General features: G+C 70.4%; 11 protein-coding genes. 8 read left to right on the top strand and 3 right to left on the bottom strand.

The window, feature by feature from the left end; genetic code table 11:
* Positions 1 to 6 precede the first annotated feature (6 nt).
* Genes AB0L71_RS23760 through AB0L71_RS23790 form a run of 7 tightly spaced genes read left to right on the top strand, consistent with a single transcriptional unit; the run spans position 7 to position 6,072 of the window.
* On the top strand, positions 7 to 285 hold the full coding sequence (locus AB0L71_RS23760) for a hypothetical protein (protein ID WP_365246440.1): 279 nt from the start codon (positions 7 to 9) through the stop codon (positions 283 to 285).
* 51 nt (positions 286 to 336) lie between these two features.
* On the top strand, positions 337 to 1,728 hold the full coding sequence (locus AB0L71_RS23765) for an aromatic ring-hydroxylating dioxygenase subunit alpha (RefSeq protein WP_365246443.1): 1,392 nt from the start codon (positions 337 to 339) through the stop codon (positions 1,726 to 1,728).
* 49 nt (positions 1,729 to 1,777) lie between these two features.
* A complete protein-coding gene (locus AB0L71_RS23770) occupies positions 1,778 to 2,176 on the top strand; it encodes a 2Fe-2S iron-sulfur cluster-binding protein (RefSeq protein ID WP_365246446.1) in 399 nt (132 codons plus the stop codon).
* 1 nt (position 2,177) lies between these two features.
* Positions 2,178 to 3,182, top strand: coding sequence for a thiamine pyrophosphate-dependent dehydrogenase E1 component subunit alpha (locus AB0L71_RS23775; RefSeq protein ID WP_365246449.1), 1,005 nt, complete (start codon positions 2,178 to 2,180; stop codon positions 3,180 to 3,182).
* Complete coding sequence (locus AB0L71_RS23780; RefSeq protein WP_365246452.1) at positions 3,175 to 4,170, top strand: pyruvate dehydrogenase complex E1 component subunit beta; 996 nt, start codon at positions 3,175 to 3,177, stop codon at positions 4,168 to 4,170. Before AB0L71_RS23775 ends, AB0L71_RS23780 begins: the two co-directional genes overlap by 8 nt.
* A 4-nt stretch (positions 4,171 to 4,174) precedes the next feature.
* Positions 4,175 to 4,405, top strand: a complete 231-nt coding sequence (locus AB0L71_RS23785; RefSeq protein WP_365246455.1) for a biotin/lipoyl-containing protein — start codon at positions 4,175 to 4,177, stop codon at positions 4,403 to 4,405.
* Complete coding sequence (locus AB0L71_RS23790; RefSeq protein WP_365246458.1) at positions 4,402 to 6,072, top strand: FAD-binding protein; 1,671 nt, start codon at positions 4,402 to 4,404, stop codon at positions 6,070 to 6,072. Before AB0L71_RS23785 ends, AB0L71_RS23790 begins: the two co-directional genes overlap by 4 nt.
* Positions 6,073 to 6,150: 78 nt before the next feature.
* Here AB0L71_RS23790 and AB0L71_RS23795 read toward each other — a convergent pair whose 3' ends face one another.
* On the bottom strand, positions 6,151 to 6,495 hold the full coding sequence (locus AB0L71_RS23795) for a hypothetical protein (RefSeq protein ID WP_365246461.1): 345 nt from the start codon (positions 6,493 to 6,495) through the stop codon (positions 6,151 to 6,153).
* A gap of 84 nt (positions 6,496 to 6,579) precedes the next feature.
* A complete protein-coding gene (locus AB0L71_RS23800) occupies positions 6,580 to 8,184 on the bottom strand; it encodes a GMC family oxidoreductase N-terminal domain-containing protein (protein ID WP_365246464.1) in 1,605 nt (534 codons plus the stop codon).
* 646 nt (positions 8,185 to 8,830) lie between these two features.
* Here AB0L71_RS23800 and AB0L71_RS23805 point away from each other — a divergent pair.
* Positions 8,831 to 10,462 carry an MFS transporter gene (locus AB0L71_RS23805; protein WP_365246467.1) on the top strand — a complete coding sequence of 544 codons (1,632 nt, stop codon included), beginning with the start codon at positions 8,831 to 8,833 and terminating at the stop codon, positions 10,460 to 10,462.
* 122 nt (positions 10,463 to 10,584) lie between these two features.
* Here the strand turns inward: AB0L71_RS23805 and AB0L71_RS23810 are convergent, their stop codons facing one another.
* Positions 10,585 to 11,496 (bottom strand): alpha/beta fold hydrolase, encoded by a 912-nt coding sequence (locus tag AB0L71_RS23810; protein WP_365246470.1) that lies wholly within the window; start codon positions 11,494 to 11,496, stop codon positions 10,585 to 10,587.
* Positions 11,497 to 11,876: the final 380 nt, after the last annotated feature.

Raw genomic sequence — 11,876 nt, forward strand, 5'->3', positions numbered from 1 at the left:
ACGCCCATGTTCACCGACAGCTCCATCCGGGATCTGCGCCTCGACGAGGAAGCGGTCCTGTGCAACGTGCTCGCCCGGAAACTCGCCGACATCGACGCGAACCGCATCCACGCCACCGACGAGTTGGTCATCCGCAAGGCCGTGTTCGGCCTGCTGGAGGTCGTCGCCGAGCTGGAACGCAGAGTCATCGCCCTGGAAGGCCCGCAGGCACGGGCCGAGTGGGCGGCACGGCTCGCGGACAACCTGGGCACCGACACCCCCGGCCGGGAGCCACCGAGCGAGTGAGGGCGCCTGGCGCTCGTGCAGATCCCCCGAACGAGAGGAGAGTGACCGGCGATGACAGTGACCGATCCGCACCAGGTGGGCGCCATCGAGGCCGCCCTCGCACCGGGCCCGAACGGACCCGAGGTCAACTCCAGGATCCCCTACCCGATGGAAGGCTGGCTGCGGGTGCCCGCCGAGCGCTACCACTCGCGGGAGTTCTTCGACCTGGAGAAGGAGAAGCTCTGGCCGCGAGTGTGGCAGATGGCCGCGCGCGAGGAGGAGATACCGGATCCCGGCGACTTCGTCGAGTACGAGATCGTCGGACAGTCTCTGCTGATCGTCCGTCAGCACGACGGCTCGGTAAAGGCGTTGCACAACGTCTGTCGTCACCGGGCGACCGAACTCGGACGTGGCTGCGGACGCTTCCGCGGCGGACAGATCGTCTGTCCGTTCCACGGCTGGCGGTGGAAGATCGACGGCTCGATCTCCCATGTGTTCGGCCGTGAGGGCTTCGACGAGGAGACCATCCGTCCCGAGGACATCGCCCTGCGTGAGGCGCGTTGCGAGACCTGGGGCGGCCACGTCTGGATCAACATGGAGGCCGATGCCCCGCCGCTCATCGAGGCGCTCTTCCCGGCCGCCCACATCCTCCAGCGCAACGGTGTGCAGCGGATGCGGGCGAAGTGGTGGAAGGAGACGATCCTCAACTGCAACTGGAAGCTCGCCCAGGAAGCGTTCTTCGAGGGGTGGCACGTCAAGCAGACCCACCCGCAGCTCTACACCTACCAGGACGAGCCGGACAACGAGTTCAACCTCCAGAACGTCGACTACACGCCGTTCGTCAACGGCCACGGCAGGTTCCAGAGCGGCGACGCCAAGGAGGGCTACGGCGGCAAACCCGACTTCCTCATGGCCGCGAAACTCAACTGGTCCGGCCAGGACGCGATGACGCTGGAACGTGACGTCACGATCTTCGAGAGCGTGGCCGCAGGGATGGACACGACGTCTCCGGCCTACACGGCGAAGGCGATCGACGCGCTCTTCGCCTTCTGGAAGGGCGCCGGAATTCCCGCGCCGGAGCGCACGCCCGAAGTGATGCGGCAGTGGGGCGGCGACATCCACCTCTTCCCCAACTACCTGATGCTGCCCATGTACGCCAACGCGTTGAGCTACCGGATACGCCCCTACGGGGACGACCCCGACTGGTGCCGCTTCGAGGTGTGGTCGCTGACCACCTACCCCGAGGACGAGGACCGTGGCCGGCTGGAGCTGTCGGGCCGCTTCGACAAGGACGACGCCGACCACTGGGGCCTCATCCCGCGGCAGGACTTCGCCAACCTCGAACGGATGCAGCGCGGCATCAAGAACCGCTCCCTGAAGGAGATCCGGCTGTCCGAGAAGTGGGAGCCGACCATCGCCAACATGCACCAGGAGCTCGACCGCAGGCTCGCGGCCGACGCGTGACCCGACAGCCGGCCGACGAACGAACGAAGGGATACCTGCCGTGCCCCGGGTGACGATCCAGCCCTCCGGCAGCGAGCTGGAGGTGGCCGAGGGCGAGTCCGTGGCCGAGGCGGCGTGGCGCCAGGGACATGACTGGCCCACCCAGTGCTGGGGCCAGGCCGACTGCATGACCTGCTTCACCAGGATCATCGACGGCGAACTGTGCGCGCTCCCCGCCGAGCAGGAAGAACTCGACGCCATCCGGCTGAGGATGAGTCCCAGGTTCCGTACGAACCCGCTGGTGCGTCTGGCCTGCCGGCTGCGGTGCGCGCGGGACGGCCTGGTCCTGGAGAAGCGCGGCTTCCGCCCGTCCCCGGCCGCCGACGACGCGGTGGCCGCCGACCTCACCGGAACGTCTGCCTCCCCGCACGGGGCGCCGAACACGCCCCCGCCGAAACAGGAAGAGTGACATGACAGTGACCGAGACCGGGGCGGGTGAGCTGACCACACGGCAGCTCACCACGCTCTACGAGACGATGTGCAGGGCGGCGGCCCTCGACACACGTCTGCTCAACGGCATCAAACGGGGCGAGTTCGCCACCGTGACCTGGCCCTCGCGCGGGCAGGAGGCCGTCGCCGCCGCGCTGGGCCTGGCCCTGCGCGCGGACGACCGCCTGGTGACCACCTACCGGGGTCTGCACGACCACGTCGCCAAGGGCGTGCCGCTGACCGAGATCATCGGCGAGGTGCTGGGCAGGTCGGTCGGCGCCTCCAGGGGCAAGGGCGGCACCATGCACATCTCCGCCCCCGACCACGGCGTGATGATGACGACCGGCATCGTGGGATCGGGCGTGCCGGTCGGCGTCGGGCTGGCGCTCGCCGCCAAGAAGCAGGGATCGGACCGGGTGACGGTGGTGAGCTTCGGCGACGGCGCCACCAACACCGGCTCCTTCCACGAGGGGCTGAACCTCGCCGCGACCTGGGATCTGCCCGTCGTCTTCCTCTGCCAGAACAACCTCTACGCGGAAATGACCCCGATCGAGCAGACGATGGCGATCCCTCACGTCGCGGACCGCGCGAAGGGCGTCGGCATGGCCGGGGTGACCGTCGACGGCAACGACCCGGTCGTGACGTACCGGGCGCTCGCGGAGGCGGTCGGCCGTGCCCGGGCGGGCGGCGGGCCGACCCTCGTCGAGACCGTCACCTTCCGGTTCGAAGGCCACTACGCGGGCGACACCAGCGCGTACATCCCCGAGGACCAGCTGGCGACGATGCGGGCGCAGGACCCGATGGCGACCTTCCCGGACAGGTTGCTGGCCGGGGGCTTCACCCAGGGCGAGCTGGACGCGATCCGCGCGGCGGCCGACCAGGCCGTCGACGACGCCGTCCGGACGGTCCTGGCGGCTCCGGTGCCGGACCTCGACGAGATCCGGCTGGACGTCTACGCCGACGGATTGGCCATCACCCATGACTGAACAGAAGCTGAGCATCCGCGAGGCCATCAACCAGGCCCTCGACGAGGCGCTGCGCACGGACCCGTCGGTCTTCCTGCTGGGAGAGGACCTCGCCGATCCGGCGGCGGGCGTCAACGCGGTCACCCGCGGCCTCGCCACCGCGCACGGCGCGGACCGGGTCATGAACACACCGATCTCGGAGGCCGCGATCATCGGCGCGGCCGTCGGCGCCTCCATGGAGGGGCACCGGCCGGTGGCCGAAATCATGATCATGGACTTCATCGGTATCGCGATGGACCAGATCGTCAACCACGCGGCGAAGCTGCGCTACATGTCCGGCGGCCGTACGACGTGCCCGATCACCGTGCGCACGGCGGTCTTCGCCGGCACCGGCTCGGGGGGCACGCACTCCCAGTCGCTGGAGGCGTGGTTCATGCACGTGCCGGGACTGAAGGTCGTCTACCCCAGCACTCCCGCCGACGCCAAGGGGCTGCTGCTGTCGTCGGTCTTCGACCCCGACCCGGTGCTGTTCATGGAGGCGTCCCTCCTCTACGGCGTCAAGGGACCAGTCCCGGAAGGCGACGGGTTCCGCATCCCGATCGGCAAGGCCGACGTCAAGAGGCCGGGACGGGACGTCACGGTCATCACCTACGGCCTGGCGACACGGCAGGCGCTGGCGGCAGCCGACCAGCTGGCACAGGAAGGCGTCGAAGCCGAAGTGGTGGACCTGCGCACGCTGCTGCCGCTCGACATGGAGACGGTTCTGGCCTCCGTCGCGAAGACACGGCGCGCTGTCGTGGCCCACACCGCCGTGACCGTGGCGGGACCGGGCGCCGAGGTCGCCGCGCAGATCTCGGCGAAGCTCTTCGGCGAACTGGACGCGCCCGTCCAGCGGGTCGGCGGGCGGTTCACCCCCATTCCCTCGCGGGCCTCCGAAGGTGCCGTGACGCTCGCCACCGAGGACATCGTCGTCGCGGCCAGGAAGACCATGGGAGCAGTGCGTGTCTGAGCGGATGCCCGTATCCATTCCGAAGGTCGCGATGAGCGCCGAGGAAGTCACGTTCGTCGAGTGGCTGGCCGACGACGGGGCCACTGTCGAGGAGGGAGACGTCATCTACTCGGTGGCCATCGAGAAGACGGAGGTCGAGGTCGAGGCCGCGGCCTCGGGTGTCCTCAGGCACGGTGCCGCCGAGCCGGACGCGACCTATCCGGTCGGCACCGAGATCGGGCACATAGAGCCATGAGCGCCCGATGGGACCACTCGTTCGACGTCGTCTCCATCGGCAGTGGCGGAGGCGGCCTGGTGGCGGCGCTCGCCGCGCGTGAAGCGGGCGGCGAGGCCCTGGTGCTGGAGAAGCGCGAGCTGCTCGGCGGCTCGACCGCGATGTCCGGCGGCGTCGTCTGGATACCCGCCAACCCGCTCATGCGGGAGGAGGGTGTCCCCGACTCCGAGGAGAAGGGGCTGACGTACTTCGAGTCCGTCATCGGTGATGTCGGCCCCGCCTCGACCGTCGAGCGGCGCCGCGCGTTCATCTCCGAGGGCTCGGCCATGACCCGCTTCCTGCGGGGAATCGGCGTGCGTCTGGTCCGCTGCCCCGGCTACAGCGACTACTACTCGGACAGTCCCGGGGGCAACGCCGCCGGCCGCTCGATGGAGCCGCCGCCCTACGACGGCCGGGCCCTCGGACCGTGGCTCGACAAGGTGCAGCCCGGCATGGCCCAGGGCATCGGGCTGGTCGTGCGCACCAACGAACTGCGTGACGTGCAGTACTTCAACCGCTCGTTGCGCTCGTTGCTCATCGCCGCCCGGGTACAGGCACGCACCACCCTCGCGCGGCTCACCGGGCGCCGGCTGCTCACCAACGGCACAGCTCTGGTGGCCCAGTTGGTGAAGGCAGCCACCGACCGCGGCGTCCCGCTGTGGACCGGCGCCGCCTTCGCCGGGTTCGTGGTCGAGGACGGGCGGGTGACCGGAGTCGACGTGGTGAAGGACGGTACGCGGCTGCTGATCGAGGCCCGCAAGGGCGTCGTCGTGGCGGCGGGCGGCTTCGCGCACAACAGCGCCCTGCGGGAACGGTACGGCGGAGAACAGCAGGTCACGGGGGAGTGGTCCTTCGCCAATCCCGGTGACACCGGGGACGCCATCGAGGCCGCCGTCGAGCTCGGCGCGGCGACCGACCTCCTCGACGAGGCGTGGTGGCTGCCCGGCCCGTCGCCCGCGTTCGGCGTCAACACGCTGAACGCGGCACGCAACCGGCCCGGTGCCATCATCGTCGGCGCCGACGGCAAACGGTTCGTCAACGAGAGCAACTCCTACGTCGAGGTCGGCAAGGCGATGTTCGCGCGCGACAAGACGGCCGGAGCGGTGCCGTCGTGGGTGGTCTTCGACGAGGCGTACCGCAGGCGCTACGCCCACCGCAGGTCGCTCCGCGTCGGCAGGCTCCCCGCCCAGTGGTTCGAGCAGGGGCTGCTCAAGAAGGCGGACACGGTGGAGGAACTCGCGCGGGTCTGCGGTATCGACGAGGCGGGGCTGAGCGCCCAGGTCACCCGCTGGAACACCTACGCGGCGAAGGGCGAGGACCCGGACTTCGGCCGCGGAGTGTCGGCCTACAACGACTGCCTCGGCGACCCCGGGTACCGGATCAACCCGTCCGTGGGTCCGCTCGAGCGGGGGCCGTACTACGCCTTCGAACTCTTCCCGGCCGATGTCGGCACCTGCGGGGGCGTGGTGGCCGACGAGCACGGACGCGTGCTCACCGAGGTCGGCGCGCCGATCCCCGGCCTGTACGCCACCGGCAACGCCACGGCGACGGTGACGGGCCGGCACTACCTGGGCGCGGGCGCGAGCATCGCCTACTCCATGGTGTTCGGTTACATCGGGGCTCGCCACGCCATGGGCCAGGAGGCCTGAGGCGGCGGCCGGCCCAGCGGAACGGGGGAGAGGGGAGCCATGCTCTCCTCTCCCCCGTTCCGTACGTCCGCGGCCGGGTCAGTCGCGGTCCGGATCGTGTTCGGCGGTGAGCCGGAGCAGCCGCATCTGCGGCGCAGGCGTGGTCTCGAGCACGTCGGCCATGGTGAGTTCGCCCGACTGGGAGGCCTGCAGCAGTCCTCCCATCACCGCTTCCAGGTCCGGTCCCTCGATGGAGTACAGCGCCACGTAGGGTCCGTCGTCCTGGACCGGAGCGAAGCGCCGGCCGCCGGTGAAGCCCGGCAGAGCGCAGATCTCCGGCATGTGTACTTCGTCGTACCAGGTGTTGTACTCGTCCTCCGTCTCGGGAGACTTCGGCCGGCTGGTCACGTGGAGCACTCCTCGTTCCACCGCTCGTTCCTCCATGGGTGCGACTCCTTTCCTGATCGCCCTCGCGGGCCTGGTTCGGCATCCTGGTCGAGGGCCGCCATCCGGGCGGCCCTCCCGATGTCAGTCGTTGTCCTCACGGATGAGTTCCGCGGCCCGCCAGGCCATGGCCATGGCGGGGGCGTTGAGGTTGCCGGAGACCATGGACGGCATCACCGACGCGTCCACCACACGCAGACCGCTCACCCCGCGCACCCGAAGCCGCGGGTCGACGGGGCTCTCGTCCTGCGGACCCATGGCCACGGACCCGCAGGAGTGGTATCCCGTACCGCCGTACAGATAGCCGGAGTTGATGATGGCTTCGTCGTCCTCGACCACGGTGCCCGGCATGATCTCCGCGGTCACCAGGTCGGCGATCGGCGACTGCTCGACCAGGGCGCGCATCCTGCGGAAGACCGCGAGGGACGTGTCGCGGTCGTGGGCGGTGCTGAGGTAGTTCGGCACGATGCGTGGGGGGATCCTGGGGTCCTTGGACCGGATGTGGATCGACCCCTCACTCGTGGGCCGCAGAGCGAATCCCAGGAGGGAGAAGCCCGGACGGTTCTCGACGCCGATGCCGGCGGCCCCGATCCCCATGGAGTACGGGGTCAGCAGCATCTGGGCGTCGGGCCGGTCGAGGCCCTCCCTCGTTTTCACGAATCCGAGCATGTCGTAGGCAGGCGTGCCGATCGGGCCGCGGCCGGTCAGCAACCAGCGGGCGCCACTGAGGGCCTGGGCGGGAACCGAGGACAGCAGCCGGTTGTAGCCGATGTTCTTGCCGAGCCGGACCTGGAGGGGGAAGCACCGGTGTTCGCGGACGTTCTCGCCGATGCGGGGGCTGTCCACGAGCACCTCGACGCCGGCGTCCTTGAGAACGTCCCGCGCACCGATCCCGGACAGCTCCAGGAGCTGGGGTGTGGCGATCGAGCCGGCGCTGAGGAGGACCTCCCGGCGTGCCGACCAGCTGACCGTGGATCCCTCCGCCTCGGCCTCCACACCGACGGCCCGTTCCCCGTCGAAGAGGACGCGGTTGACCTGGACGCCGGTGCGTACGGTGAGGTTGGGGCGCCGTCGCACCGGGTGGAGGAACGCCCGCGCGGCGCTCATCCTGGTGCGGTGGTGGATGGTGGCCGCGGCGTAGCCGATCCGTTCGTCGTCGGAGGCGTTGAGGTCGGTGACCTTCCGCATGCCGATGCCGGCGGCCGAGGCCATGAGCAGTTCGTCGACCTGCTCCGTGTCGGTGCGCACGCTCACCCCGAGAGGGCCGCCCTCCCCGCGCATGTCGGAGCCGCCGAGCGAGTGGTTCTCCATCGCCCGGTAGACGCGGAGGATCTCGTCCCAGCCCCAGCCGGGGTTTCCCGCCGCCTCGATGCTGTCGAAGTCGGCCCGGGCGCCCCGGTTGTAGACCATGCCGTTCACGGAGCTGGAGCCGCCGAGCACCTTGCCCCGCATCCAGTACTCGGTCTGGTTCCTGGGGCCGAAGGGCTCGGTCGGGTAGTAGTAGGCGTACTGGGGCTTGCCGAGGATCTTCGCGAGGCCTTTGGGGATCGCGATGAAGGGATGGGTGTCCGGTCCGCCGGCCTCCAGGAGGAGGACGCTGACCCGGGGATCGGCGCTGAGCCGGTTGGCCAGCACGCATCCCGAGGATCCCGCTCCCACGATCACGTAGTCGAACTGACTGTCAGACATGGTTCATCACACTCGTTCCGTCACCAGGAGGAAGGTGCACTCGGTCGGCGGGCAGTACAGGGATTGAAAGTTTGATGGATGTGAATGTGTCCGTCAACGATTCGCGCACGACCCCACGTTCTTGAGCGGACAACCCCGCGAAAACCCGCTGTGGTCTGCGGTGTTGGGAGTATTGACTTACTTCGACAGTCTTCATATCGTCAAACTCACCAGCGTCGGCCAGGGCACCCGCCGTGGCCGCGTCGGTTCGGGCGGCCGGCCACCGCCCGCTCCGCCCAGTCGGGCGACCCGCCTCGGGTCGCTCTCCTCGCCCACCGGTGCACAAGCCGGCTCCGGGCGAACCACGTGACGGTCCGTCGACCGGATTCCGCTCCACCGGCCGACCGCGCACACCGGTTCTCATCCGGCGATGCCCCGGCGCCGCCCGCCCTCGCGGTCACGCGCGCCCTCCGCACACCTCGTCCCGGGCAGTCGCCTCTCCCACAGGGGGACGGCCCCCTTACCCGGCACCGGCCTCCCCGCCCCGGGGCGGCCGTGCGCAGCACGGCTCCGGCCGGCGGACATCCCTTCCGGCCTCGAACCCCACTCCGCGGTCAGGCCCCGTTCGCGCGACGGCCGACCGCGCTCCCCGCTGTCGAGGTGCGATATGACCGAACAGATCCAAGTCCCCGAGCCCGGCGCGACGCCGGCGCTTTCACCCGACCCGGCCGAGGACGCCGGCCGGCTCGACCACGCCTCCACCGGCCGGCTCGTGACCGTGCTCCTGGCGCTGGTGGTGCTGTCGGAGATCCTCCCCCTGCAACAGAGCATGGTCTCCGTGATCCTCCCGAAGATGGCGGCGGACTTCCCCGCCGCCGGCAGCGGCGTCACCTGGTCGATGACCATCCTCGGCGTGGTCGGCGGCGCGACCATGGCGCTGGTCGGGAAGCTCGGAGACGTCTGGGGCAAGAAGCGCGTCCTGTTCCTGTGCTCCGCCCTCTTCCTCATCAGCACGGTGGTGTGCGCGCTCACCACCGACTGGTCCGTCTTCCTGGTGGCCCGCGGTCTCGGCGCCGTCTCATGGGGCATGTCGGCCGTGGAGTACGGCATCGTGCGCGACCTGATGCCGCGCCGCTGGATCCCCATCAGCGTCGGCGTGCTCGGCACCGGTTTCGGTCTCTCCTCCGTGATCGGCCCGCTGGCGGTCGGCGCTCTGGAGGACCACTTCGGCTGGCGGTCGATCTTCTGGTTCCTGGCCGGCTACACCCTGGTGGCGCTGCCGTTCACGGCGCTCGCGGTTCCCGAGTCGACGATCCGGGTCCGCCAGCGGTTCGACCTGCTGGGCGCCCTGCTCTTCGGCGCCGGAGTGGGACTGGTCCTCATCTACATCAGCCAGGGCTCCACCTGGGGCTGGTCGGAGCCGACCTGTCTCGCCTACCTGATCGGCGGCCTGGTCGGCCTCGTGGCCTTCGTCGCGTGGGAGGCGCGGACCAAGGACCCCATCATGGAACTGTCGCTCCTGCGCAAGCCCTCCGTGGCCACGCTGATGACCATCGCACTGCTGGGCACCGCGGTCCTCAGCGCGACCAGCATCGCGGTCATCTACATGTTCGAGACCCCGCCGGCGGCGGAACTCAAGGCACAGATCCTGCAGGGGATCGCGAGCAGCCAGAACATCCCGGTGGAGCAGTTGTCCCAGCTCGTGACCTTCCAGGGCGACGTGGGCTACGGGGCGGGATTCTCGGTCCTCCAGCTCGCCGTGCACATCACCATGTGGACCGCGGTCTTCGGCATGGTCTTCGGCCCGCTCGGCGGCTATGTGGCGAAGAAGAAGGGCGCCCGCCTCACGATGATCATCTCCGCCGTGGGCTTCCTGGCCGCCTGTCTCCTGTGGGTGCCGTGGCACAGCACCTGGCAGCAGCAGCTCACCATCGGTGTCCTGTTCGGCCTCGGCTTCGGCTTCTTCTACGCGGCCGGCCCCAACCTGCTGATGGACGCGGTGCCGGCCCAGCGACAGGGCGTGAGCGCCGGCATGTACGCGGTGTTCGGCGGCATCGGCACCTCCGTCGCGACGGCCGTCTTCACCGCGATCGTCTCGGCCCACCCCCTCACGTTCACCATGACCGGCCGTGACGGCGCACCGGTCGTCACCGAGGTACCCCAGGTGTACGCGGACAGCGGCTTCCGATCGGTGTACCTGCTGGTCGGCGTGGTTCCCGCCGCGGTGATGCTGCTCCTCGCGCTGGCCCTGCGGATCGGCCGCACCCCGGCACGGGGCGGGGAGGCTCCTGCCGCCTGAGAACCTCTGCCGCCTGAGAACACCGGCCCGCCGTCCCCTCCCGCCGACCGCTCCGGCGCCGCGGGAACGGCGGGCCGGTTCGTCCCCGGCCCGCTACGGGCGCGTGGCCGGTACGGCACCGTTCACCTGGCGCCGTCCGTCTCCCGCAGCACGGCGCACTCCTCTGCGAAGGCCAGCGCCCGCAGGTGGTAGGCCCGTGCCGTCAGACCGAGGCTCAGGTTGTGTCCCGCGTGGGCCTGTTCGTACGTACGGACCAGCGGGGACGCGGTGAAGCACGCGGCGACCTCCGCGAGCGCCCCGGGACCGGAGCACCACACCCGCTCGTGCTCACCGAGGCTGAACTGCACGGGCACGCGCACCCGGCCGGCCAGCCGGGAGAAGTCCTCGGTCCAACTGCGGGCCTCCCACTCGTACTCGTAGGCCGGAAAGCGCGCCGCGATCCTGCCGTCGGCGTAGACGTCCGACGGGTACAGCTCCTCGGGCCCCCACAACAGGGCGCGCAGCGCCGACCGTCCGGGTGCCGGGGGCGCGTCCCGCCGCGGTTCCGGCGTCCGCGCTCCCGTCCCGCCGCGCGCGTGGCGCAGTCCCGTGCCGGCGAGTTCGATGCCGATGACGCCGGGGACCCGGTCGCCCCCGGCCAGGCGGAGCACTGTCTCACAGCCCGCCGAGTGGGCGAGGAGGAAGACGCCGGCACCTGTGTCCCGGTGCGCGAGCAGTACTTCCAGCGCGGCGACGACCGCGTCCAGCCGCTGCCCGGCGGTCGGGAAGCGCTCCGCGTCGGCCGCCGAAGCGCCGTAGCCGGGCCGGTCCAGGGCGATGGCGGTGAAGCCGAGTCCGGCCGCCGTGCGCAGCAGGGAGAGGCGGGGGCGGCCGGGGCAGTCGAAGTAGGCCGAGGTGGTGGCGCCGCCGTGCACGGCGAACACCACGGCACGCGGCTCGGGCACCTCGCAGACCAGCGCGGACAGCGTCGAGCCCGCCACGTCCACCACCTCCCTCGTGGGCGCTGCGGGGGAGGGGACGGGGATCGTGGTCACGGCGGTCCTCCGGGCGTGGGTCGGAACGAGTCGACGGTCGAAGGTTCCTCGGGAACGGCTCTTGTGGGTGGGCGGCCCGGGGCACACGGACGGCGCGGCGCCGGTGCGGAGTCGGCCGGTGAGGCGGTGTCCGACTCCGTCGGGTGCCGGCCGGACCACGTCCCTCTGCCGCACCCTGCCCCCGGCGTTCGGGGGCGAATTCATCGAACGGTAACCCCGGTTCCCGGTGCGATCAATGCGGTCCACCGATCCAGTGCCGCGGAAGGCAACGTTTGCGCGACGGGGCCCGCCCGCGCATCGAGCACCTGGAACTGCGCTGGAGCAGTCGGCACATCGATGTCCGATACTCCTGGAACACCAGCCCCGGCCGCGCTGCGGCC

Source organism: Streptomyces sp. NPDC052052 (assembly GCF_040680455.1).
In the GTDB taxonomy this organism is placed as follows: Bacteria; Actinomycetota; Actinomycetes; order Streptomycetales; family Streptomycetaceae; genus Streptomyces.